This is a genomic window from Nocardioides conyzicola (assembly GCF_039543825.1).
GTDB lineage: Bacteria > Actinomycetota > Actinomycetes > Propionibacteriales > Nocardioidaceae > Nocardioides > Nocardioides conyzicola.
Map to the genome: position 1 here is coordinate 1926145 of NZ_BAABKM010000002.1, position 23497 is coordinate 1949641.

The 23497-nt window shown below is 72.6% G+C and carries 18 protein-coding genes and 1 pseudogene; 11 read left to right on the top strand and 8 right to left on the bottom strand.

The features are described from left to right. Positions 1-22 precede the first annotated feature (22 nt). Both ABEA34_RS12445 and ABEA34_RS12450 read left to right on the top strand, forming a co-directional pair. Complete coding sequence (locus tag ABEA34_RS12445; protein ID WP_345521600.1) at positions 23-1252, top strand: acyl-CoA dehydrogenase family protein; 1230 nt, start codon at positions 23-25, stop codon at positions 1250-1252. Then, positions 1249-1830 carry a hypothetical protein gene (locus ABEA34_RS12450; RefSeq protein WP_345521601.1) on the top strand — a complete coding sequence of 194 codons (582 nt, stop codon included), beginning with the start codon at positions 1249-1251 and terminating at the stop codon, positions 1828-1830. The genes ABEA34_RS12445 and ABEA34_RS12450 overlap by 4 nt, the downstream gene beginning before the upstream one ends. Here ABEA34_RS12450 and ABEA34_RS12455 read toward each other — a convergent pair. Continuing rightward, positions 1820-2791 carry an LLM class flavin-dependent oxidoreductase gene (locus tag ABEA34_RS12455; protein ID WP_345521602.1) on the bottom strand — a complete coding sequence of 324 codons (972 nt, stop codon included), beginning with the start codon at positions 2789-2791 and terminating at the stop codon, positions 1820-1822. The genes ABEA34_RS12450 and ABEA34_RS12455 overlap by 11 nt on opposite strands. Positions 2792-2952: 161 nt before the next feature. Beyond that, positions 2953-3858 carry a GNAT family N-acetyltransferase gene (locus tag ABEA34_RS12460; RefSeq protein WP_345521603.1) on the bottom strand — a complete coding sequence of 302 codons (906 nt, stop codon included), beginning with the start codon at positions 3856-3858 and terminating at the stop codon, positions 2953-2955. 58 nt (positions 3859-3916) lie between these two features. Between ABEA34_RS12460 and ABEA34_RS12465 the strand changes: the two genes are divergently transcribed. Next, positions 3917-5413, top strand: a complete 1497-nt coding sequence (locus ABEA34_RS12465; RefSeq protein ID WP_345521604.1) for a DUF1800 domain-containing protein — start codon at positions 3917-3919, stop codon at positions 5411-5413. Between the two features lie 25 nt (positions 5414-5438). After that, positions 5439-6767, top strand: a complete 1329-nt coding sequence (locus ABEA34_RS12470; RefSeq protein ID WP_345521605.1) for a DUF1501 domain-containing protein — start codon at positions 5439-5441, stop codon at positions 6765-6767. A 76-nt stretch (positions 6768-6843) separates the two neighbouring features. Here the strand turns inward: ABEA34_RS12470 and ABEA34_RS12475 are convergent, their stop codons facing one another. From ABEA34_RS12475 to ABEA34_RS12485, 3 genes are all read right to left on the bottom strand, one after another. Continuing rightward, a complete protein-coding gene (locus tag ABEA34_RS12475) occupies positions 6844-7434 on the bottom strand; it encodes a YceI family protein (RefSeq protein WP_345521606.1) in 591 nt (196 codons plus the stop codon). Between the two features lie 157 nt (positions 7435-7591). Further along, on the bottom strand, positions 7592-7726 hold the full coding sequence (locus ABEA34_RS12480; RefSeq protein ID WP_345521607.1) for a hypothetical protein: 135 nt from the start codon (positions 7724-7726) through the stop codon (positions 7592-7594). Positions 7727-7765: 39 nt separating this feature from the next. Then, entirely contained in the window at positions 7766-8002 is a 237-nt protein-coding gene (locus ABEA34_RS12485) for a hypothetical protein (protein ID WP_345521608.1), read from the bottom strand. 7 nt (positions 8003-8009) lie between these two features. On the opposite strand from ABEA34_RS12485, the gene ABEA34_RS12490 reads away from it, so the two are divergent. From ABEA34_RS12490 to ABEA34_RS12505, 4 genes are all read left to right on the top strand, one after another. Next, complete coding sequence (locus ABEA34_RS12490) at positions 8010-8291, top strand: hypothetical protein (protein ID WP_425576873.1); 282 nt, start codon at positions 8010-8012, stop codon at positions 8289-8291. Between the two features lie 11 nt (positions 8292-8302). Further along, positions 8303-10123: a glutamine--fructose-6-phosphate transaminase (isomerizing) gene (gene glmS, locus ABEA34_RS12495; RefSeq protein ID WP_345521609.1), complete on the top strand. Its 1821-nt coding sequence runs from the start codon at positions 8303-8305 to the stop codon at positions 10121-10123. Between the two features lie 64 nt (positions 10124-10187). Then, positions 10188-11936: a DEAD/DEAH box helicase gene (locus ABEA34_RS12500; protein WP_345521610.1), complete on the top strand. Its 1749-nt coding sequence runs from the start codon at positions 10188-10190 to the stop codon at positions 11934-11936. Between the two features lie 39 nt (positions 11937-11975). Then, positions 11976-13859, top strand: coding sequence for a penicillin-binding transpeptidase domain-containing protein (locus ABEA34_RS12505; RefSeq protein ID WP_345521611.1), 1884 nt, complete (start codon positions 11976-11978; stop codon positions 13857-13859). 3 nt (positions 13860-13862) lie between these two features. On the opposite strand, the gene ABEA34_RS12510 is transcribed toward ABEA34_RS12505, so the two are convergent. Then, positions 13863-14201 (bottom strand): hypothetical protein, encoded by a 339-nt coding sequence (locus tag ABEA34_RS12510; protein ID WP_345522785.1) that lies wholly within the window; start codon positions 14199-14201, stop codon positions 13863-13865. A 6-nt stretch (positions 14202-14207) separates the two neighbouring features. Continuing rightward, a pseudogene (locus ABEA34_RS12520) lies at positions 14208-15901 on the bottom strand (elongation factor G); the annotation flags it as partial. Positions 15902-16025: 124 nt separating this feature from the next. Here ABEA34_RS12520 and ABEA34_RS12525 point away from each other — a divergent pair. The 3 genes from ABEA34_RS12525 (at position 16026) to ABEA34_RS12535 (ending at position 22531) form a co-directional block, all read left to right on the top strand. Then, entirely contained in the window at positions 16026-18740 is a 2715-nt protein-coding gene (locus tag ABEA34_RS12525) for a helix-turn-helix transcriptional regulator (protein ID WP_345521612.1), read from the top strand. 131 nt (positions 18741-18871) lie between these two features. Continuing rightward, positions 18872-20770 (top strand): M4 family metallopeptidase, encoded by a 1899-nt coding sequence (locus ABEA34_RS12530; protein WP_345521614.1) that lies wholly within the window; start codon positions 18872-18874, stop codon positions 20768-20770. Positions 20771-21073: 303 nt separating this feature from the next. After that, positions 21074-22531 carry an NAD-dependent succinate-semialdehyde dehydrogenase gene (locus tag ABEA34_RS12535; protein WP_345521615.1) on the top strand — a complete coding sequence of 486 codons (1458 nt, stop codon included), beginning with the start codon at positions 21074-21076 and terminating at the stop codon, positions 22529-22531. Here the strand turns inward: ABEA34_RS12535 and ABEA34_RS12540 are convergent. Continuing rightward, the gene (locus ABEA34_RS12540; protein WP_345521616.1) at positions 22517-23491 is read right to left on the bottom strand and encodes a hypothetical protein; all 975 of its coding nucleotides are present in this window, start codon (positions 23489-23491) and stop codon (positions 22517-22519) included. The genes ABEA34_RS12535 and ABEA34_RS12540 overlap by 15 nt on opposite strands. Positions 23492-23497: the final 6 nt, after the last annotated feature.

Sequence of the window (23497 nt, forward strand, 5' to 3'; positions counted from 1 at the left end):
GCCGCTCGGTAGCCTGCGACACGTGAGCACCCCCGAACCCACGCAGCCCTCGTTCGACCTCGGCCAGGACCACCTCGACCTCCGCGACTGGCTGCACGGCTTCGCCGCCGACGTGATCCGGCCCGCCGCGTCGGAGTGGGACGAGAAGGAGGAGTTCCCCTGGCCGGTCCTCGAGGAGGCCGCCAAGGCGGGCATCTACTCGGTGGACTTCATCGTCGCGCAGGCGCTCGACGAGACCGGCCTCGGCTTCCCGATCGCGATGGAGGAGCTCTTCTGGGGCGACGCCGGGATCGGCCTCTCCATCGTCGGCACCTCACTCGCGGCGGCCGGCGTACGCGCCAACGGCACCGACGAGCAGGTCGCCGAGTGGGTGCCGCAGATGTACGGCGCACCCGGCGACCTCAAGCTCGGCGCGTTCTGCTCCTCCGAGCCGGACGCCGGCTCCGACGTCGGCGCGATGCGCACCCGGGCGACGTACGACGAGGCGACCGACGAGTGGGTCCTCAACGGCACCAAGACCTGGGCGACCAACGGCGGCATCGCCGACGTCCACGTGGTCACCGCCGTGGTCGACCCCGAGCTGCGGACCCGCGGCCAGGCGTCGTTCGTCGTTCCGCCGGGCACGAAGGGACTGAGCCAGGGGCAGAAGTTCCACAAGCACGGCATCCGCGCCTCCCACACCGCCGAGGTGGTCCTCGACCAGGTGCGCATCCCCGGGCGCTGCCTGCTCGGCGGCAAGGAGAAGCTGGACGCCCGCCTGGCCCGGGCCCGCGAAGGCACCCGCGCCGGTGGCAACGCGTCCATGGCGACCTTCGAGCGCACCCGGCCCGCGGTCGGTGCCCAGGCGATCGGCATCGCCCGCGCGGCCTACGAGGTGGCCCTCGACTACGCGAAGACCCGCGAGCAGTTCGGCAAGCCGATCATCGAGAACCAGGCGATCGCCTTCATGCTCGCCGACATGGCCGTCTCGATCGAGGCCTCCCGGCTGCTCGTGTGGCGGGCGGCCTGGATGGCGCGGCAGGGCAAGAAGTTCGAGAAGGCCGAGGGCTCGATGTCCAAGCTCTTCGCTGGGGAGACCGCGGTCAAGGTGACCGAGCGCGCCATGCAGATCCTCGGCGGCAACGGCTTCACCCGCGAGTACCCCGTCGAGCGGTTCGCCCGCGACGCCAAGATCTACACGATCTTCGAGGGCACGTCCGAGATCCAGCGGCTGGTGATCGCGCGCGCCGTCTCGGGGGCGCCCATCCGGTGAGCCGCTTCTGCGGCCACATCGCCGGCGTCGGCACCACCAGCGGGGTCCGCGTGGTCGTCGGCCGGTGGGACGAGTCGCCGTACGGCGTGTTCGCGGACGTGATGGTCGAGACCGCCGACGGGCACCGGGTGCTGCTCGCGCCGACGCAGGAGGTCGCCGAGTTCGTGGCGTCGACCTACACGTTCGACGAGGTGCGGATCGAGCCGATCACCCTCAACGGCTGGGTCCTGAGCTCCGCCTCTCTGTCGCTCTCGCTGGCGCTGGGCGCTCGCACCGGACTCGGCCGGCTGCTGCGGCTGGTGCCGGCACGGCTCGCGGAGAGTCCTGCCTGGTGCACGGTCACCGACCCGGTCGCCCGCATCGTGCTGCGGGGCGTGCGCACGCGCGGGACCGCCGGCAACGGCCGTCGCGAGTGGTACGGCGCGACCGACGTGCACGCGATCACCGCGGCGACCGGCAGCTTCGACGGCGCCGACCTCGGGACGCTCACGCCGGTCACCCCGGCGCCACGCTTCGGCTTCTCGTCGACCCCGAAGCGGCCGTCGGTGACGGCCGTCGTCACCACCGTCAGCGAGTAGCCCGCACGGCCGGCAGCACCGTCTCGCACACCGCGCGCAGGCTCTCCCAGGACGGCTCCGCCGGGAGCCCGCCGCAGGCGGGGTGGCTGGTGACCAGCCGGACCTCGCCGGAGCGACAGCGCTCGATGAGGTCGTCGGCGCTGACGACGAGGTAGACGCCGGCCGCGCGCATCTCCTCCACGGTGCGCGAGTGGTCGACGACGTACGACCCGGCCTCGCCGTGCCACTCCTGGTACGCCGTCGCGTCGGCGAGGAGGTGGTGCCCGTAGCGCTCCCAGAAGTCGTCGGGCCGCTGGGCGCAGAAGACGTTCGCCGGACCACCGTCGGGTGCCTGCAGCACGAAGCCCGGCTCGCGTCCAGTCTCGCGCGCGGTCTCCTCGTAGATCCGCTTCAGCTCGTCAGAGCCGTGCTGGGGCTGGAAGTTGAGCCCCAGGCGCGCCGCCCGCCGCGCCGCCGCGGGCGAGCCGCCGCCGTAGAAGAGGAAGGGGTGCGGCTGGGAGTACGGCGCAGGGGTGGTCGTCCCGGACGACCATGCGTCGAGCACCGCGGTGATGCGCTCCTCGATGTCCGCGCCGCGGCCGGCCCAGGAGCGGCCGTAGAGCTCGTACTCCACCGGCCGGTAGCCGAGCCCGAACGTGTAGGCCACCCGGCCCTTGCTGAGGTGGTCGAGGACCGCGATGTCCTCGGCCAGCCGCACCGGCTCGTAGAGATTCACCAGCAGCGCGGAGACCGTGATCGGCACCGTGCTGGTCACCGCCGCGAACGCCGAGGCCACGAGCAGCGGGCTGGGCAGGTAGCCGTCGTCGGCCGCGTGGTGCTCGGAGATCATCAGCGCGTCCATGCCGTGGGCGTCGACGTACGCCGCCTGCTCGACCGCACGGGCGAAGATCTCCTGGCGCGTGGCCGGGTCGGCGCCCGGGGCGCGGAAGTCGTAGCGGGTGGCGAACTGGGTGCGGGGCATGGGCTCAGCCTCCCAGACCGACTGGAACTTGTTCTAGTTCCGCGTCGCGCGACCGGACTGGACCGGGTCTGCCCCAAATGAGGTAGCCGTCGCGGGTGCTGGTCGCACCCGATCTCGGACTGCGAACAGTGACACCAGGAGGAAGGGGAGCTCCGATGTCATCAGAGGTTGATCGCCCGGTTGACCCAGGTCTGGGTCACGACCATCCCGACCCGTTCGTAGAGGCCGAGCGCGCCGGTGCGCGAGTCGGTGTTGAGTCCCGAGGTCGTGGCGCCGTGCGCCCGGGCCGCGGCGAAGGCGTCGACGAGCATCGCCTGGGCGATCCCCTGTCCACGCTGGTCCTTGCGGGTCGCGATCCGGTCGACGTAGCCCTCGGTGCCGACCGGACGGACGACGGTCGCTCCCACCGCCACGCCGTCGGCGTCCGTGACCAGGCGGAGGTTCCACGGCTCGAACCCCGGACGTTCGACGGTGCGCGAGAGGAAGTCCTCGAACGGCTCGCGGTCGCGCACCGACCACTCCAGGAACGCGTCCTCGAGCACGGTCCAGCAGGCCTCGTAGTCGTCGGGCGTCGCCTCGCGGATCGTGTAGCCGGCCGGCAGCGCGCGCTCGGGCACGGTCGCCCCCTCGGGCAGCTGGAGCACCCAGCTCTCCCAGCGGACGTGGTAGCCGAGCGCCTCGAGGAGGCGGTCGCCGTCGGAGCCGCGCGGCACCGGCATCCCGACGACGGAGGCGCCGGCGGCCCGCGCCCGTGCCTGCATCCAGCCGGCCAGCACGGTGCCGATGCCGCGCCCCCGGTAGTCGGGGTGCACGGCGGCGTCACCGCGGTCGGCGCCCATGTGCTCGGCGTACGCGACCAGTGCCTCGCCGTCGAAGACACCGATCGTGCTGGCGCTGACGTCGTACGACGGCCGCTGCCAGTCACCGACGATGTCGCCCTCCTCGATCCCGATCTCGCCGGTGTCATGGCTCTCCTGCGCCGCCATCACCTCGAAGACCGCGCGGGCGTCGGACATCACCAGAGGCCGACCGGACAGACCGGCGGGCACGTCGAGCGTCTCGGACATGGACGCCAGTGTCGCGCAACCGGGCTGGCCACGTCCGCCTCTTTTCGGAGCGTGCGAGATGGCGACTGACCAGGCCTCCCGCGTGTCGGCGCCGAGGGCGGTCTCGTACCGACCCGGCAGCTACCCCCGCACCCAGGTGCTCCGCGAGCCTGCCCGCCACCTCGTCAACCGGTTCAGCTACGGCATCACGCCGCAGCTCGCTGCCGAGGTCCGCGCAGCCGGCGGCCACCTCGCCTGGTTCGACCGCCAGCTCGCCTCGGCGTACGACGGCAGCGCCGACAACCTCTGTGACTGGTGGCCGGACCTGCACCGGGACGCCACCGACCTCTTCAACCGCACGACCAGCGGCGTACGCGGCGGCTGGGAGGTCATGTACGACTACGGCAACCGCACGATGATGCGCCGGATGACGTCGCCGCGGCAGGTGCTCGAGGTGATGACGGAGTTCTGGGAGAACCACTTCCACGTCGCCACGAGCTCCGACAACATCTACGTCTTCCGGACCGGGTACGGCGAGGTCGTCCGCCGGCACGCGCTCGGGCGCTTCGACGAGCTGCTGCCCGCCGCCGTGCTGCACCCGGCGATGCTGATGTTCCTCGGGGCCGCGCGCTCGACCAAGGCGCACCCCAACGAGAACCTCGGCCGCGAGCTGCTCGAGCTCCACACCGTCGGCGTCGGCAGCTACGGCGAGGACGACGTGAAGAGCTCGGCCCGGATCCTGACCGGCAACCGGGTCGACCTGTACCGGACCTGGGAGGCCTCGTACGTCCCCGGCGACCACTGGACCGGCCCGGTGCAGGTGATGGACTTCCAGCACCCCAACGCCGACTCCGACGGTCGCGCGGTCACCGCGGAGTACCTCTCCTACCTGGCGCACCATCCCGCGACCGCCCGCCGGATCGCGACCAAGCTGGTGCGTGCCTTCGTGAGCGACACGATCCCGGCGAGCCTCGTGGACCGGCTGGCCTCGGTCTACCTCGCCAACGACACCGCGATCGTCCCGGTGCTCAAGGCGCTGGTCCGCTCGCCGGAGTTCAGGTCGGCCGTGGACGAGAAGGTGCGCGACGGCGACGAGGACGTGCTGGCGACCTACCGCGTCCTCGGTGTCGGCGTGCGGAAGCCGAGGACGGAGGCCTCCGCCGCCAACCAGGTCTACTGGCAGACGGCGATGCTGGGGCTCGCCCCGCTGACCTGGCCGCGTCCCGACGGGCAGCCCGTCGACAACGCCTCGTGGTCCTCACCGACCCGGGCGCTGGCGTCGATGACCTTCCACTGGGACATGGTCAACGGCTGGTGGCCCGGCGACGCCGTGTCCTTCCCCCGGCCACGCTCCTGGCTGCCGCGCAATCGGCCGATCCACTTCCGGGACCTGGTCGACCACCTGTCCCGACGGCTGCTGCACCGACCGTCGACGGGGGCGCTGCTCAAGGCCTGCTGCCAGGCCGCCGAGCTCCGGCCCGAGAGCCGGGTCGCGCGCAGCTCCCCGCTCTTCCGCGAGGCCTGGCCGCGGGTCCTCGCGACGATCCTCGACAGCCCGACCTTCTACCAGCGCTGACCTGCGCGCCGACCGAGGAGACCTCATGAGCGCCCTGCCTGATGAAGCACTGTCTTTCGAGGCCGTTCCCCACGACCCCACGCATCCCTGTGACTGCCGACCCGCCGGTCGCGACCTGAGGCAGGCCTTCGCCCCGAGCCGGCGCACGCTGCTGCGCGGTGCGGCCCTGACCGGCGCCACCACCCTGTTCGGGACGGCCGCCGTCACGACGGGTCCGACGATCGCCGCGGAGGCCGCGCCACGGCGTACGCCGACCTCGGCCGTCGTCGTGATCTCGCTGCGGGGAGCCGCCGACGGCCTGTCGCTCGTGGTCCCGCACGGCGACCCGGCGTACTACCAGGCCCGGCCCGGCATCGGCATCCAGCGGGAGGCCCTCGTCGCCGCTGACGGGTTCTTCGGGATGCACCCGGCGATGGCGCCGCTGGTCCCGATGTGGGAGGCCGGGAAGCTCGCCGCGATCCACGCGACCGGGTTGCCCGCGCCCAACCGCTCGCACTTCGCCGCGATGGAGGAGCTGGAGGACGCCGACCCGGGCTCGACCCAGCGGGTCGGGTGGCTCAACCGCCTGGTCGGAGGGGACGACGTGAGCTCCACCCTGCAGGGCCTGGTCGTCGGCCCGAGCTTGCCCGCCTCGATGCTCGGTCCGGAGCCGGTGATGTCCTTCGTCTCGCTGGAGACTGCGCGGGTGGCCGGCGGCGACCGGGCCAGCGACCCGCGCGGCATGCGGATGAAGGCCCTCCGCACCCAGTGGACCACCAGCCGGACGACCCTCGCCGGCGGGTTCCGTGAGGCCCTCGACGCTGTCGTCGACCTCGATCCCGCCCGGGCCGCCCGCAGCCGTCGTCGGCTCTACCCGGAGGGTGACCTCGGTGACGCGCTGTCGGCGGTGGCGCGCACGCTGCGCGCGGACGTCGGCGTCTCGGCGGTCACGGTCGACTGCGGCGACTGGGACATGCACGTGGGTCTGGGCAACAACGGCGGCGGCTGGATGCAGCGCAACGCCGCCGACCTCGCCTCCGCGATCGCCGCGTTCTTCACCGACCTCGGTCCCACCGCCGACCGGGTCACCCTCGTGACGATCAGTGAGTTCGGCCGCCGGGTGCAGGAGAACGCCAACGGCGGCCTCGACCACGGGTGGGGCAACGTGATGCTCGCCGCCGGGGCGGGCGTGAAGGGCGGCAGGTACTACGGCACCTGGCCGGGCCTGACCGACAGCCTCGATGCCGACGTGTCCGTCACGACCGACTACCGCAGCGTGCTGGCGGAGATCGTCGCGGCGCGCACGACCGCGTCCACTGCGACCGTCTTCCCGGGCTTCCGGCGGGAGCGGGTGGGGTTCATGCTCGGCCAGTAGGACCGACCCCCGACGTACGACGACGGCCCGCCCCTGGTCGGGGCGGGCCGTCGGTCGCGCAGTGTGGTGCGGTGGATCAGGCGTTCTTGATCGCGGAGACGTCGAACTCGAGCTTGATCTTCTCGGAGACGAGGACGCCGCCGGTCTCGAGCGCCGCGTTCCAGGTCAGGTCCCAGTCCTTGCGGTTGATGCTGGTGCCGCCCTCGAAGCCGATGCGGAGGTTGCCGAAGGGGTCCTGCGCCGAGCCGGTGGGCTCGAAGGTGATCGTGATCGGCTTGGTGGTGCCCTTGATCGTCAGGTCGCCGGTGACGACCCAGTCGTCGCCGTCGCGCTCGACCTGGGTGGAGGAGAAGGTGATCTCCTTGTTGGTGTCGGCGTCGAAGAAGTCGGCCGACTTCAGGTGGCCGTCGCGGTCCGCGACACCCGTGTCGACGCTGGCGGTCTGGATGGTCAGCGAGACCGAGGAGTTGCTCGGGTTCGCGGCGTCCACGTGGGCGGTGCCGGCGAAGTCGGTGAAGTGGCCGCGGACGGTGGTGACCATCGCGTGGCGGGCGCTGAAGCCGAGGCGCGTGTGGGTCGGGTCGATCGTGTAGTCGCCGGAGATGTCCTCGACGGCGGCGGTGGGAGCATCGAACTGCTCGGTGGACTTGCGGTTGAAGAACGACATGTTGACTCCTGGTCGAGGTGAGTAGTTGAACCTTTGACCATCGTAACCGGACCGGGGTCCGATTCATTCCCGGATCACGTACGTGTTCCCCGTCGTCGTCCGAACATGCGTCGACCCCGCCCGGAGCCGTCCGGACGGGGTCGAGCTGCCGCGAGTGTCAGGCGGCGTGCGTGATGTGGGTGGCCGGCGCTGCGGCGTCGGTCCAGTGGGCCTCGAGGTGCGTCCGGCCCTGGGTGTCGGTGACCGTCACCCAGGTCTGCACCAGGCCGGTGGCCATGCGGTGGTTGCTCATGAGATCGCCCTCTTCGTTCGTGCTGTGTTCACCTTCTGTTCACCTAAGGTAACTCATCCCCACCCACGGTGTCACTTCTTCGGCGAAATCGGCCTTCTCGCCCCACTTCGCCGGGTCGAGAACGGCGTGGCGGGGGGTGCGCGCTCCATCCACGCCGCACGGCGCCCGGTGGATCTCGACGTACGGCGGTGGTGACAGGCGTCCTGCGCCCGGAAAGCCGCCTTCCTGCCCGAAATCGGGCAGGAAGTTGCGTTTCGCCCGGGAAGTGCGGACCATCGAACTCGTGCCGACTCCCGCCTCTCCCGGGGCCGATCCCGACCTGGTCGCCCGCATCGCGGCCAGCACCGGGCTCACCGCCTCCGAGGCCGCCCGCGTGGTGGAGGACGTGATCGCCTTCCACGCGGAACCCGTGGAGGACTACGTCCGGCGGCGGCACGCCCAGCTGAAGACCTATGGAGCGAAGAACCCGGAGATCTTCGCCCGCATCGCCGCGGAGCTGGCCGACCGCGTGGTCGCCGCTCCCGATCTCACCGAGCGGCAGCTCCGCCGCCTCGTCTACGGATAGGAACCAGGAACATGTGCGGAATCGTCGGCTACGTCGGGACCCAGCAGGCCACCCCCGTGCTCCTCGAGGGGCTGACCCGGCTGGAGCACCGCGGCTACGACTCGGCGGGCATCGCGCTGCTGGGGGGCACCGCGCTCAAGGTGGCCAAGAAGGCCGGCCGGGTCCGTGACCTCGCGGACGGGCTGCCCAAGCGGTTCGCCGGCCGGGTCGGCATCGGCCACACCCGGTGGGCGACCCACGGTCCCGCCAACGACGTCAACGCCCACCCCCACACGGACGCGAAGGGCCTGGTGGCCGTCGTCCACAACGGCATCATCGACAACGCGGCCGCCCTGCGGCAGCGGCTGACCGACGAGGGCGTCGACCTCGCCAGCGACACCGACACCGAGGTCCTCGCCCACCTGGTCGGGCTCTCCGACGCCGCGACCCTCGAGGGCAAGGTCGGCGACGCGCTGGCGCAGGTCGAGGGCACCTACGGCCTCGCCGTCCTGCACGCCGACTTCCCCGACCGGATGGTCGTTGCGCGCAACGGCAGCCCGCTCCTCATCGGCGTGGGCGAGAAGGAGATGTACGTCGCCTCCGACCTCGGCGCGATCGTCCGGCACACGACGACCGTCGCCCACCTCGGCGACGGCGAGATCGCCACCGTCACGGCCGGCGGCTTCACGACGTACGGCGGGGACCTGCGCCCGGTCACCCGGACCGCCGTGACCGTCGACGTCGACCCGGCGGCGTACGAGGCCGGCGACCACGAGTCCTTCATGCACAAGGAGATGCTCGAGCAGCCGGCCGCGGCGGCCAGGGCGCTCAGCGGCCGGCTCGACGAGCGGTTCGGCACCGCGCATCTCGGCGGCCTCAACATGGACGCCCGCGAGACCCGCGCGATCCGCCGGGTCAAGATCCTCGGCTGCGGCTCGGCGTACTACGTCGGCCAGATGGGCGCCGCGCTCGTCGAGGAGCTCGCCCGGATCCCCGCCGACGCGGAGGCGGCGAGCGAGTTCCGCTACCGCGACCCCGTGATCGAGGCGGACACGCTGTACGTCGCGGTGAGCCAGTCCGGCGAGACCATCGACACCCTGCTCGCCGTCCAGGAGATCCGCCGCAAGGGCGGCCGGGTCGTCGGGCTCGTCAACGTGGTCGGCAGCGCGATCGCCCGCGAGTGCGACGGCGGGATCTACCTGCACGCCGGCCCGGAGGTCGCCGTCGCCTCGACCAAGGCGCTGACCAACATGTTCCTCGGCTTCGCGCTGCTCGCGCTGCAGCTGGGCCGCGTCCGCGACCTGTCGATCGCGGACGGTCGCCGGCTGATCAACGGCCTGACCCGGATCCCTGCGCAGATCCAGGAGATCCTCGACGACGAGGCGGCCATCGCCGCCGTCGCCGAGCAGCTCTCGGAGGCCGAGAGCGTCTTCTTCGTCGGTCGCGTCCGGGGCTTCCCGGTCGCCCGCGAGGGTGCGCAGAAGTTCAAGGAGATCTCCTACCGCCACGCCGAGGCCTACCAGACCTCCGAGCTCAAGCACGGCCCGCTGGCGCTCATCTCGCCGGCCGTGCCGACCGTCGCGATCGTCCCGGACGACGAGCTCACCGACCGCAACGTCGGCGCGCTGCACGAGATCGCCGCCCGCCGCGGCCCGCTGGTCGTCATCACGCACGAGGGCGTCGACCTCGGCGAGGTCGACTGCGTGCGGATCGACGTACCCCGCAACGAGCGTGAGCTCGACCCGGTGCTGCTCGTCGTACCCCTGCAGCTGCTGGCGTTCCACGCCGCCCAGCGGCTCGGCCACGACATCGACAAGCCGCGCAACCTCGCGAAGTCGGTCACGGTCGAGTAGCAGTGACCCAGCCCACCGCGCCGGCGAAGGTGGCGCCTGTGGGCGAAAGCACTACCGTTGACGGGTGAGCAACGATGAGAACGACGACACTTCGACACCTGAGGTGACGTTCGCCGACCTCGGGCTCAGCGACAAGGTCCTGAAGGCGCTGGCCGACGTGGGCTACGAGAAGCCCTCCGCCATCCAGGCCGCGACCATCCCGCCGCTGCTGGCCGGCCGCGACGTCGTCGGCCTCGCGCAGACCGGCACCGGCAAGACCGCGGCGTTCGCGCTGCCGATCCTGTCCCGCCTCGACCTGGCGCAGAAGAAGCCGCAGGCGCTGGTCCTCGCGCCGACCCGTGAGCTCGCGCTCCAGGTCTGCGAGGCGTTCGAGAAGTACGCCGCGCACATCAAGGGCGTGCACGTGCTCCCCGTCTACGGCGGTCAGGCGTACGGCGTCCAGCTCAGCGCGCTGCGCCGCGGCGTGCACGTCGTCGTCGGCACGCCGGGCCGGATCATGGACCACCTCGAGAAGGGCACGCTCGACCTCACCGAGCTGCGCTTCCTGGTGCTCGACGAGGCCGACGAGATGCTCAACATGGGCTTCGCCGACGACGTCGAGACGATCCTCGCCGACACCCCGGACGACAAGAACGTCGCGCTCTTCTCCGCGACCATGCCGGCCCAGATCCGCCGGATCTCCAAGCAGTACCTGAACAACCCCGAAGAGATCACGGTCAAGAACAAGACCTCGACGGCCCCCAACATCACCCAGCGCTACCTGCTGGTGTCCTACCCCCAGAAGATCGACGCCCTCACGCGCATCCTCGAGGTCGAGAACTTCGAGGGCATGATCGTCTTCGTCCGCACCAAGAGCGAGACCGAGATGCTGGCCGAGAAGCTGCGCGCCCGCGGCTTCTCCGCCGCCGCGATCAACGGCGACGTCGCCCAGGCCCAGCGCGAGCGCACGGTCAACCAGCTGAAGTCGGGCAAGCTCGACATCCTGGTCGCCACCGACGTCGCCGCCCGCGGTCTCGACGTCGAGCGGATCAGCCACGTCGTCAACTACGACATCCCCACCGACACCGAGTCCTACGTGCACCGGATCGGCCGCACCGGCCGCGCCGGCCGCAGCGGCGACGCGATCTCGTTCGTGACGCCGCGCGAGCGCTACCTGCTCAAGCAGATCGAGAAGGCCACCCGGTCGCCGCTCAACCAGATGCAGCTGCCGACCGCCGACGACGTCAACGCGACGCGGCTGTCCCGCTTCGACGACGCCATCACCGCGGCCCTGGAGCAGACCTCCCGGATCGACCGCTTCCGCGACATCATCGAGCACTACGTGCGCGAGCACGACGTGCCGGAGACGGACGTCGCCGCCGCGCTGGCCGTCGTCGCGCAGGGTGACACCCCGCTGCTGATCGACCCCGCCGCGGACGCCCGCCAGCAGCAGCGCGACGACCGTCCGGTCCGCAACGACCGCCCCGGCGGCGACCGCGGCGGCCGACCCGAGCGCGGCGAGCGCCGTCCGCGCGGCCGCTCCGACGTCCCGATGGCGACGTACCGGATCGCGGTCGGCAAGCGCCACAAGGTCGAGCCGCGCCAGATCGTGGGCGCGATCGCCAACGAGGGCGGCCTGTCCCGCGGGGACTTCGGCCACATCGACATCCGCGGCGACCACTCGCTGGTCGAGCTGCCGGCCGACCTGCCCGGCGGTGCCTGGGACAAGCTCCGGGGCACCCGGATCTCCGGCAAGCTCATCGAGCTCACCCCGGACGCCGGCTCCCCGTCGTCCAACGCCGGACCGCCGCGGAAGCCGCGGCACAAGGACTGAGCGCGTGCTCTGACGGCGGCGGCTGGTAGAACCGAGGGCGTGCGCCTCCTCGTCTCGATCGCCGCCACCGTCCTCTCCGTCACGGCCCTCGTCGGGTGCGACGGCGCCGACAAGGCGACCGGCCCCGACCCGGACAAGGCCGCCGACGCACTGGCCTCGGCGCTGGAGTCGGGGGATTTCGCCGACGTGGCGTTCACCGGCGAGCAGACGCCCGACCTGGTCGCGGCCGACTACGCCGAGGTCGTCGACGGCATGGGCGACCTCGAGCCGACCGTCACCGCCGGCGGCGTGAGCGAGAGGGGCGGCACCGCGACCGCGACGCTGGCGTGGGTCTGGCCGGTGGCCGACGACGAGTGGAGCTACACGACCGACGTGAAGCTCACGAAGGCCGACGACGAGTGGCAGACGACCTGGTCGCGCGCGCTGGTCGAGCCCAGCCTGCGCAAGGCGACCGTCCTCGACATCACCCCGATCGGCGGACCGCGGGGGCTGATCCTCGGCAACCACGGCGACGTCCTGGTCACCGAGCGGGAGGTGACCCGCTTCGGCATCGACCGTTCGCAGGTGTCGGCCGCGCGGGCGGGGGAGTCCGCCCGCCGGCTGGCGCAGCTCGTCGACATCGACCCCGGGGCGTACGCCAAGCGGGTCGAGGCGGCGGGGGACAAGGCGTTCGTCGAGGCGATCACGCTGCGCAAGGAGGACGTGCCGCTCCGGCTGGCGCGCGGGTACGACGGCATCAAGGGCGCGGTCGCGGTCCCCGACCGCCTCCCGCTGGCGCCCGACCGGGGGTTCGCCCTGCCGATCCTCGGGTCGGTCGGCGAGGTGACCGCCGAGATGATCAAGGACCACCCGGACCGCTACCAGGTCGGCGACGAGGCGGGGCTGTCCGGGCTGCAGGCGCGCTACGACGAGCAGCTGCAGGGCGTGGACGGCGCGGTCGTCAACGCGGTGGCGTCCGACGGGATGGAGCGCGAGCTCTACCGCGTGGACGGCCAGCCGGGGAAGCCGCTGGAGCTGACCCTGGACCTCCAGCGTCAGCAGGCCGCCGAGGCCGCGCTCGCGAAGGTCGGGCCGGCCAGCGCGCTGGTCGCCGTACGCCCCTCGGACGGCGCGATCCTGGCCGCGGCCAACGGTCCCGGCACCGACGGCTACAACTTCGCGACGTACGGCCAGGCGGCGCCGGGCTCGACCTTCAAGACGGTCAGCAGCCTCGCCCTGCTGCGCGCCGGGCTGAAGCCGTCGTCGGTCGTGCCGTGCACGAGCCGGATCGTCGTCGACGGCAAGCCGTTCGAGAACTACGACGACTACCCGAGCGGTGCGCTCGGCGACATCCCGTTGAGCACTGCTGTCGCCAACTCGTGCAACACCGCCTTCATCTCGCAGGCGGGCAAGGTGAAGGCCGGCGCGCTCGCCGACGCGGCCGCGTCGCTCGGGCTCGGGATCGACCACGACCTCGGCTTCCCGGCGTACTTCGGCCAGGTGCCGACCCCGAAGTCGGACACCGAGGCAGCCGCCGACCTGATCGGCCAGGGCGGGATCCTGGCGTCGCCGATGGCGATGGCGACCGTGATGGCGTCGATCCAGTCCGGCACCACCGTCGTGCCCCGGCTGATCAGGTCGGTCAAGGTGTCCGTGCCGGAGGACGCCCCGCCGCTCGGGGCCGGTGAGGCCGCCGGGCTGCGGCAGATGCTGCGCGGCGTCGTCACGTCGGGCAGCGGCCGCGGCCTGCTCGACCTCCCCGGACCGCCGGCGATCGCCAAGACCGGGACGGCCGAGTTCGAGAAGAACGGCAAGACCCTCACCCACGCGTGGATGGTCGCCGCGCAGGGAGACCTGGCCGTGGCGGTGTACGTCGACGAGGGTGCCTCCGGCTCCGGCACCGCCGGGCCGATCCTGGAGCAGTTCCTGCGGGCGGCGCGGTAGGCGTCAGGCCCGGGCGGCCACCGTCCGGGCGACCTCCTCGGGCATCGGCTCGTAGTGCGCGAAGCTCCGGGTGAAGACGCCGGCGCCGTGGGTCGAGGCGCGCAGGTCGACGGCGTACCGGACCAGCTCGGTCTGCGGCACCTCGGCGAGCACCTGGGTGCGGTCGCCGACCTTGTCGGTGCCGAGCAGGCGGCCGCGGCGGGCGGACAGGTCGCTCATCACGGGGCCGATCAGGTCGTCGGGGACGAGCACCGACACGCGGTCGTAGGGCTCCAGCACGGTCACCGCCGCGGCCGCCGCCGCCTCCCGCAGCGCGAGCGCGCCGGCGGCCTGGAAGGCCATGTCGGAGGAGTCGACGCTGTGCGACTTGCCGTCGGTGAGGGTGACGCGTACGTCGACGACGGGGTGCCCGAGGCGCACCCCGCGCTCCATCTGCGCGCGCACGCCCTTCTCGACACTGGGGAGTACTGCCGCGGCACGGCTCCGCCGACCACCTTGTCCACGAACTCGAACCCCGCACCCTCGGGCAGCGGCTCCACCTCGAGGTGGCACACGGCGTACTGCCCGTGCCCGCCTGACTGCTTCACGTGCCGGCCCAGGCCGGTCGCGGGACCGGCGAACGTCTCGCGCAGGGACACCACGAACGGCACCTGGTCGACGTGGACGGCGTACCGCTCGGTGAGGCGTTCGAGGGTCACCTCGGCGTGCGACTCGCCCATGCACCACAGCACCAGCTGGTGGGTCTCGGCGTTGTTGTCGATGCGCAGCGACGGGTCCTCGGCCGCGAGCCGGCCGAGCGCGTGCGAGAGCTTGTCGTCGTCGGCCTTGCTGCGCGCGACGATCGCGACCGGCAGCAGCGGCTCGGGCATGCTCCACGGCCGCAGCACCCGGGGGTCGTCGACGTCGGAGAGGGTGTCGCCGGTCTCGGCGCGGGTCAGCCGGCCGATCGCGCAGATGTCGCCCGCGACCACCCGCTCGGCGGGAGCCTGGGTGCGGCCGACGACGTGCGCGAGGGTGCCGATCCGCTCGTCCTCGTCGTGGTCGGGATGCCCGGCGGCATCGCCGAAGAACGCCGCGAAGTGACCCGACACGTGCACCGACTGGTCGGCCACGAGCGTCCCGGAGAAGACGCGCACCAGGCTGAGCCGGCCGACGTACGGGTCGCTGGTCGTCTTGACGACCTCGGCCACCAGGGGTCCGGACGGGTCACCGGAGATCGGGCTCGCCGCGGCTCCCGACGGCAGGAAGACGTCGGGGGAGGGATGCTCGGCCGGTGAGGGAAAGCCGCGTACGGCGAGGTCGAGCAGCTCGAGGCACCCCACGCCGGTCAGCGAGCACACGGGTACGACGGGGAAGAACGTCGCCCGCGCGACCGCACGCTCGAGGTCGTCGAGCAGCACCTTCTCGTCGATCTCCTCGCCGCCGACGTAGCGGTCCATCAGCGTCTCGTCCTCGGACTCCTCGATGACCGCCTCGATCAGGTCGCCGCGCAGCGCGGAGGTGTCGGCGCTGGGTGCCAGCAGCCCGGTGAGGCCGACGACGGCGCCGCCCTCGCGGACCGGGACGAAGAGCGGCAGCACCCGGTCGCCGAAGGCCGCCTGCGCCTGGCCGAGCAGCCCCTCGTAGTCGGCGCGGGCCTGGTCGAGCTTGGTGATGACGACGGCGCGCGGCATGCCGACGCTCGCGCACTCCCGCCAGAGCGCGCGGGTGCCCTCGTCGACGGCCTCGTTGGCGGCGACCACGAAGAGCGCGCAGTCCGCGGCGCGCAGCCCGGCGCGCAGCTCACCGACGAAGTCGGCGTACCCGGGGGTGTCGATCAGGTTGATCGTGGTCCCCTCGCGGACCAGGGGAGTGACGGCGAGGGAGATGGTCCGGCCCTGGGCGTGGTCGGCGCGCGAGACGGCGCCGGAGGCGGCGAGCAGGGTCTCGGCCAGCGTGGTCTTCCCGGACCCGGCGGGGCCCACCAGCACCACGTTCCTGATCCGGTCCGGGCTGGTTGCCGCCGGGCCCGGTAGAGCTCTCCCGCCTCTTCTCTCGGACATGAGCCGACCTCCTGCCGTGCCTTCCGAGCGGTCGCCATCGACCTCTCGATCCGAGAGAACTCCTCTTCGCGGGAGCGCACAAGGGCTGTCGGGCACGGATCGGGTCGATTAGCCTGAGGGCTCCATGTCTCGGGTGATGGGCCGTCTCGGCCTGCTCGCGGAGGTGCACGACCTCCTCGAGCAGGGTCAGTCCGTCGCGCTCCACGGGCCCACGGGGATCGGCAAGAGCGCCCTGCTCGACGCCCTCGAGGAGCAGCGTCGCGAGCGCTCCGACGCCCTGGTGCTGCGGGCCAACGGCGCTGCCGCCGAGCACGGCCTGCCGTACGCCGCGCTCCAGGACCTGGTCGACCAGCTCCCGGCCGAGCTGGGTGGCGCGCTGCCCGGGCTCGCCGCACCCGTCGACGAGGACCGGCTCCGGACCGTGCTCTGCACCTCGTTCCGGTCGCTGCTGGAGCAGGCGTCCTCCGAGCGGCCGGTCCTGATCCTGCTCGACGACGTGCAGTGGCTGGACCCGCAGTCGGCGTGCGTGATCGGCTACGGCCGTCGCCGGCTCGCCGACCGGGTGGGCCTGGTCGCCACCGTGGGGCCGGCCCGCGACCCGCTGTCGGACGGCGACGTCGACCTCTCCGACCTGCACCACCTCGAGGTGCCCCCGCTCGACGCCACCGCGATGATCGAGCTGCTCGGCGCGCACGGCGTACCCGCCCACGTCGCGCAGCGGCTGCACGTCGAGTCGGGCGGGCTGCCGTCCCTGGCGCTCGCCCTCGGCGGCGCCGCCCGCGAGCAGCCCGTGCTGCTCGGCCGCCCCACGCCGATGCCGGCGAGCCTCGAGCGCGTGCTGCGTGACCGGTACCTCGCGCAGGAGGAGGGCGTGCAGACCACGGTCGCGCTCGCCGCGCTCCTGCACCGGCCGTCGGTCCGCCAGCTCGAGCGGGCCGGCCGGGCCGATGCCGACCTGCATCTCCGGGCCGCCGCGGAGGCCGGCCTGCTGACCCGCTCGGGCGACCTGCTCAGGTTCACGCCCACCGAGCTGGGCCGCGTGGTGACCGAGGCCGTCCCCGCCGTACGACGGGCCGAGTGGCACCGCGCCCTCGCCGAGGTCGCGCCCAACCCGGCCGAGCGGGCCCGGCACCGGGCGCTCGCCGATCCCCGCCCCGACGCCGACGCGGCGCGCGAGCTGGCCGTGGCGGCGCGGGAGTCCGCCGACGTCGGCAACCGCTCGATCGCCACCGAGCTCTACCTCCTCGCCGCCGACCGGGCGCCGGCCGAGCTCGGCGCTGAGCGTGTCGAGTGGCTCGCGTGCGCCGTCGAGACCGGGGCGCCCGGCAACCACGTCGAGCTGGTCCACCGGGCGCTCGACGACTTCCTCGAGCTGGCCGCCGAGCCGGGACAGACGGTGCGGGTGCGGCTGGCGCTCCCCGAGCTCGCCGGGTCCGGGGTCGCGGCGCTCGACGAGGTGCTCGCCGCCGCCCTGACCGACGCCGGCGAGGACGACCGGCTGGTCGCGATGGTCCTGATCCAGCGGTCGCGGGTCGCGCTGATGGAGTCGCGCCCCGACGAGGCGGGTCGGCTGGCCGAGCGCGCCGCCGGGCTGTTCCACCGCGCGGGCGACCGGGTCGCCGAGGCGTCGGCCCGGACCACCCTCGCGGTCGCGTCGCGGTGGACGGGCTCCGGCCTCCACGACGGGCACCTGGCCGACGCGCTGGCCCTCGTCCCCCCGAGCGAGCCGGCCCTGCCCGGCCTGACGCACACCTCGCCGGCCTACATCGCCGCCCGGTTCGCGCTCTACGACGACCGGCTCGAGGAGGCGTGGTCGGCCAACCTCTCCATGCTCGCCCAGGTCGAGCGCGGCGCCGGGATGGACCAGGTGCACGTGCTGCGCTGCCTGGTCGAGGTCGGCGTGCGCCTCGGGCGCTGCCGCGAGGCGATGGCGTACGCCGCGCGCGCGGCCCAGGTCGGTGAGGAGTTCGGCCTCGACCCGCACACCGGCTGGTACATCAGCGCCCTGGCGGAGCTGGCCGGCGGCGACCTCGGGACCGCGCGGACCCTGGCGGAGCGGGGCGCCCTGGCGGCGGAGGAGCGAGGCGACACCCGGTACCTGCAGCGGCACCTCCTGGTCCTCGGGCAGGCCCAGCTCCGCGCGGGCGACGCCGAGGCGGCCCGGGCGACGCTGGTCCGGATCCGCGACATCGAGGACGAGCACCGCATCAGCGACCCCACGGTCAACCGGTGGCAGCCCGAGCTGGTGTCCGCGCTGGTCGCGCTGGGCGCCGTCGACGAGGCGGCTCGACTGATGGCGGAGGCCCGGTACGCCGTCGACGGCCGCTCCGGCACCGACGGCGTCGGCGCCCAGCTCGACCGGGCCGAGGCCGAGGTGCTCTGCGCTCTCGGCGACCTCGACGGCGCGATGCACCTGCTCGACCGGGCGGGCAAGGTCTGTGCCGACATCGGGATGCGCGTCGAGCTCGGCCGCACCCTGCTGACCCGTGCGCACGTCGAGCGCCGCGGTCGTCGCGCGGCTGCCGCGCGCACCACCCTCGAGGCGGCCGAGTCGGTCTTCGCGTCGCTGCACGCCCAGCCGTGGCTGGTGCAGGTGCGCGCCGAGCTCGCGCCGTGCCCGGTCGACGGCGCCGACGACCCGATGCTCGGCCGGCTCACCGATACCGAGGCCCGGATCGCCCAGCTCGTCTGCCAGGGCGCGAGCAACCGGCAGATCGCCGAGCGCCAGCACCTCTCGGTCAAGACGGTCGAGGCCGCCCTGACCCGGATCTACCGCAAGCTCGACGTCCGGTCCCGCACCCAGCTCGCGACCCTGCTGGTGCCCGCCCCGACCGAGTAGGCGACCCCGAGCAGCAAGGGTTTCCCCGCTACCGGTACCCCGTGGGGGTTCCTAGCGTTCGACTCGACGTCCCTGGACACCCCGGGCACGCCGTACTCCCACCCCCACCACCCTTCGAGGGAGATCCATCGATGAGTACCAGAACGCTGCTCGGAGCGGCTCTGGCGGTCACGGTCTCGGGCGCAGTCGCCCTGGGCCCGCAGGCGCCGTCGTACCCCACCTCCGCCGCCCCCGTCGCGAAGTCGGCCGGCAAGAGCGCCGACCACCGCCCCGTCTCCGACCGGGTGGCGCGCACCGCCGCCCGGACGTACGTCGCGGACCACCGCGCGAGCTTCAAGGCCAGCTCGCACGACGCCTTCCGGCAGGCGAGCACGACGGCCGGCACGACCGGCACGCAGTACGTCGCCTACACCCGCACCTACCGCGGGCTGCCCGTGGTGGGCGGTGACTTCGTCCTCGCCGTCGACCGGTCCGGCAAGGTGACCGGCCGCAGCGCGACCCAGTCGCGGGTGATCGCGCTGCGCTCGACCAGGCCGACCGTGAAGCCGGCGGCGGCCCGTCGTACGGCGAAGCGCCAGGTCGGCCACGTCACCCGCGCGTCGAAGCCCCAGCTCGTCGTCCTCGCGAAGTCGCGTCCGACGCTGGCCTGGCAGACCCTCGTCGTCGGCACCACGAAGCACCGGCCCACGAAGCTGACCGTCTACACCAACGCCCGCACCGGCAAGGTCATCGACAGCTGGGACCGCGTGGTCGACGGCAGCGGCAACGGCTACTACTACCCCGGCGTCACCATCGGTACGTCGCTGAGCGGCTCGACGTACCGGATGTCCGACTCGACCCGCTCCGGTGTCTCCTGCGCCAACCAGGCCGGCACGATCTACACCGGCCCGGACGACTCCTGGGGCAACGGCTCGGGCACCAACCTCGAGACCGGCTGCGTCGACGTGCTCTACAGCGTCGACAAGGAAGTCGACATGCTGTCGGCCTGGCTCGGTCGCAGCGGCGTCAAGGGCAACGGGACCAGCTACCCGGCACGCGTCGGCCTCAACGACGTCAACGCCTACTTCGACGGCTCCAAGACCAACTTCGGGCACAGCCAGGACAACGCCCGCCAGCTCACCGCGATCGACATCGTCGCCCACGAGAACGGCCACGGCGTCTTCGAGACCACGCCGGGTGCCTCCACCGGTGACAACGAGACCGGCGGCATGAACGAGGCCACTGGCGACATCTTCGGCGCCCTGACCGAGGCCTACGCCAACAACCCCAATGACCCGGCGGACTTCACCGTCGGCGAGGAGGCGGACCTGGTCGGTGACGGCCCGATCCGCTACATGTACAACCCGAGCATCGTGGGCGACCCCAACTGCTGGTCGTCGAGCATCAAGAACGCCGAGGTCCACGCGGCCGCCGGCCCGCTCAACCACTGGTTCTACCTGCTCTCGCAGGGCTCGGCAGCCTCCCCGGCGTCGCCGACCTGCAACGGGTCGACCGTCACCGGTGTCGGCATCCAGGCCGCCGGCAAGATCTTCTACAACGGCCTGTTGCTGAAGACGACGTACTGGACCCACGGCAAGGCCCGGGTCGCGACCCTGACCGCGGCCAAGAACCTGTACGGCAGCACCGACTGCACGACCTTCAACCGGGTGAAGGCCGCCTGGGACGCCGTCTCGGTCCCGGCCCAGTCCGGCGAGCCGACCTGCGGATCGGGCGGCGGCGGGGGCACCTGCACCAAGGTCACGGCCACGGGTACGGCGTCGTCGGGCACCTCGACGTACAAGCCGTCCTCGACGGGCTTCTCGGTGACGACCGCCGGCACCATCAACGGCTGCCTCACCGGCCCGAGCGGGGTCGACCTCGACCTCTACCTGCAGAAGAAGAGCGGGTCGTCGTGGGTCGACGTCGCCGCCAGTGAGGGGTCGACCGCGACCGAGAGCGTCACGTACTCGGCCGGCACCGGCACCTACCGGTGGGACGTCTACGCGTACTCGGGCTCCGGCTCGTTCACGCTGAAGTACGACACCCCCTGACAGCAGCACTGAGCACCACAGCGAGAAAAACCGAGGCCCCGGCGCGAACGCCGGGGCCTCGGCCCTTCGTGGCTCCCGATCCGGGGCGAGGGGGTGCTCCAGATCGTGCCCACCAAAGGGCGAGCCCCTCGCTGCATGGGGTCAGCAAGGGGCTCTTGCCGACACAAGGTGCTCCCTCCGAGTCGACACTCATATGGTGGCACGCCACTGGTGAGGGTGTCTGCGGTTTGCGACAAGGACTGGGGCCGTCTTCCGCGCCACCGGGTGCTTGGGAGACAGGGCCCGGGGTGCGAGGCTGGCCACATGAACGGACTCGACCTTCTCGGCCCCGACCAGCGGGGTCTCTACATCGGCGGCGCGTGGCGTGAGGCGGAGGGCGGTGAGCGGCTCGACGTGATCGATCCGGCCGACGGATCGGTGCTCACCGACGTCGCGGACGGCTCGGTCAACGACGCCGTCGACGCCCTCGACGCCGCGGTCGCCGCCCAGGCCGCCTGGGCCAGGACGCCACCGCGCGAGCGCGGGGAGATCCTGCGGACCGCCTTCAGCCTGATCACCGACCGCGCCGACCAGTTCGCGCACCTGATGAGCCTCGAGATGGGCAAGACGGTCGCGGAGGCGCGCGGCGAGGTCGGGTACGGCGTCGAGTTCTTCCGCTGGTACGCCGAGGAGGCGGTGCGCATCCACGGCCGCTGGATGCAGGCGCCGGCCGGCGGGAGCCGGTTGCTGACCATCAAGAAGCCCGTCGGCCCCTGCCTCTTCATCACCCCGTGGAACTTCCCGCTCGCGATGGGCACCCGCAAGATCGGCCCGGCGATCGCCGCTGGCTGCACGATGGTGGTCAAGCCGGCCAGCCAGACGCCGCTGACGATGCTCGCCCTGGCCGGGGTGCTCGCGGAGGCCGGGCTGCCCGACGGGGTGCTCAACGTGGTCACCACCACCCGGCACGGCGAGTTCAGCCAGACGCTGCAGGCCGACGACCGGCTCCGCAAGGTCAGCTTCACGGGCTCGACGGGCGTCGGGAAGGTGCTGGTGCGGCAGTCGGCCGACCAGCTCCAGCGGCTGAGCATGGAACTCGGCGGCAACGCGCCGTTCCTCGTCTTCGAGGACGCCGACGTCGACGCCGCCGTGGACGGCGCGATGATCGCGAAGATGCGCAACATGGGCGAGGCGTGCACGGCCGCCAACCGGTTCCTGGTGCACCGCTCGGTCGCGCAGGAGTTCGCCGAGAAGCTCGGGCAGCGGATGGGCGGGCTCACCCTCGGCCGCGGCCAGGACGAGGGCGTCGACGTCGGCCCGCTGATCGACGAGAAGGCGGTCGAGAGCGTGAGCCAGCTCGTCACCGACGCCATCCACGACGGCGCGACCGTCGTGACCGGCGGCCAGGCGCCCGACGGGCCGGGCTACTTCTACCCGCCCACCGTGCTGCTCGACGTCCCCGTCGAGTCCGAGATCAACGTGCAGGAGATCTTCGGCCCGGTCGCGCCGATCAGCACCTTCGAGACCGAGGAGGAGGCGATCCAGCAGGCCAACGACACGGAGTACGGCCTGGCGTCGTACGTCTACACCCGCGACCTGGCCCGCACCATCCGGATCGCCGAGTCCCTGGACTTCGGGATGATCGGGATCAACTCCGGCCTGATCTCCAACCCGGCGGCGCCGTTCGGCGGGGTCAAGGCGAGCGGGTTCGGCCGCGAGGGCGGGTTCGAGGGCATCGAGGAGTACCTCGAGACGACGTACGTCGCGCTACCGGCGGGCTGACGCCGCCTGCCGGCCGAGCCAGACGTCCCAGCCGCGGTCGAGCGGGTCGCGGCCCGCGGCCGCCGGCTGGTCGGAGGCCCAGCTGGCGAAGGCGTCGTGGCCGTGGTGCAGGGTCAGCCACGCCGACGTCCTGGTGGCCGCGAGGGCGGTGAGCGAGGTGTGGGCCAGCGGCGCGAGCGTCCGGCCGTAGCGGGCGACGGTCAGCTGGGCGGCGGGCACCGAGGCGCTGCCGATAACGAGGTCGAGGTCGAGGCGGACGTGGTCCTGCCGGCGGTCGAGCTGCCACGACCGGGCCCACACCGGCTGGCCCTCCGCCCCGGCGTTGCGCTGCACCGCCTGGAAGAGCGCCACGTCGGATGCCCGCACCCGGGCGCTGGCGGTGAACGTCGCCTCCCCGGCCCGGAAGACCCAGGTGGTGGCCGCGGTCCCGTGCCCGATCCGCCGGACCTCGGCGATGTCGTGGGCGGTCGCTCCCGCCGAGCCGACGGAGATCGTCTCGCCGTCGGCTCGAACGTCGTACCCCACCGTCCCGAGCAGCGCCTCGGTGAGGGACAACCAGGTGCTCAGGACGTCCGTCTCGTCCCGGCGCGCCGCGAAGCCCGGGTCGACGGTGAGCGCGGACTTCGGGTCGAGCGCCGGCACCAGCGTCAGGAGGTACGCCGGGTAGTCGAGGTCGGCGGCCACGGCGCCGATCGCGGTGACCAGGGCGGAGAGCGCCGCCGGGGTCTCGACGTCGCCGGCGTAGGTGACGGTGATCGCGGCGGACCGGTCGGGCGTCGGTGTCGCGACGTCGACGTCGATGACGTGGTGCAGCCGGCCGATGTGGGTCTGCACGGTGCGGGACTCGTCGACCGGCTCCGCGCACCCCGCGAGGATGCTCGCCAGCAGCGCCGCGACCAGGACGATCGCGGCGGTCGCATGCGGGCGCGCGTGACCGCGTCGCCCCCCGACGATGCCCATGTCGAG

Excerpts from the sequence above, each read along its gene's own strand:
- ABEA34_RS12455 (WP_345521602.1), bottom strand. The coding sequence starts at position 2,791 with ATGCCCCGCACCCAGTTCGCCACCCGCTACGACTTCCGCGCCCCGGGC.
- ABEA34_RS12460 (WP_345521603.1), bottom strand. The coding sequence starts at position 3,858 with ATGTCCGAGACGCTCGACGTGCCCGCCGGTCTGTCCGGTCGGCCTCTG.
- ABEA34_RS12465 (WP_345521604.1), top strand. The coding sequence starts at position 3,917 with ATGGCGACTGACCAGGCCTCCCGCGTGTCGGCGCCGAGGGCGGTCTCG.
- ABEA34_RS12470 (WP_345521605.1), top strand. The coding sequence starts at position 5,439 with ATGAGCGCCCTGCCTGATGAAGCACTGTCTTTCGAGGCCGTTCCCCAC.
- ABEA34_RS12475 (WP_345521606.1), bottom strand. The coding sequence starts at position 7,434 with ATGTCGTTCTTCAACCGCAAGTCCACCGAGCAGTTCGATGCTCCCACC.
- ABEA34_RS12480 (WP_345521607.1), bottom strand. The coding sequence starts at position 7,726 with ATGAGCAACCACCGCATGGCCACCGGCCTGGTGCAGACCTGGGTGACG.
- ABEA34_RS12485 (WP_345521608.1), bottom strand. The coding sequence starts at position 8,002 with ATGGTCCGCACTTCCCGGGCGAAACGCAACTTCCTGCCCGATTTCGGG.
- glmS (WP_345521609.1), top strand. The coding sequence starts at position 8,303 with ATGTGCGGAATCGTCGGCTACGTCGGGACCCAGCAGGCCACCCCCGTG.
- ABEA34_RS12510 (WP_345522785.1), bottom strand. The coding sequence starts at position 14,201 with ATGGCCTTCCAGGCCGCCGGCGCGCTCGCGCTGCGGGAGGCGGCGGCG.
- ABEA34_RS12525 (WP_345521612.1), top strand. The coding sequence starts at position 16,026 with ATGTCTCGGGTGATGGGCCGTCTCGGCCTGCTCGCGGAGGTGCACGAC.
- ABEA34_RS12530 (WP_345521614.1), top strand. The coding sequence starts at position 18,872 with ATGAGTACCAGAACGCTGCTCGGAGCGGCTCTGGCGGTCACGGTCTCG.
- ABEA34_RS12535 (WP_345521615.1), top strand. The coding sequence starts at position 21,074 with ATGAACGGACTCGACCTTCTCGGCCCCGACCAGCGGGGTCTCTACATC.
- ABEA34_RS12540 (WP_345521616.1), bottom strand. The coding sequence starts at position 23,491 with ATGGGCATCGTCGGGGGGCGACGCGGTCACGCGCGCCCGCATGCGACC.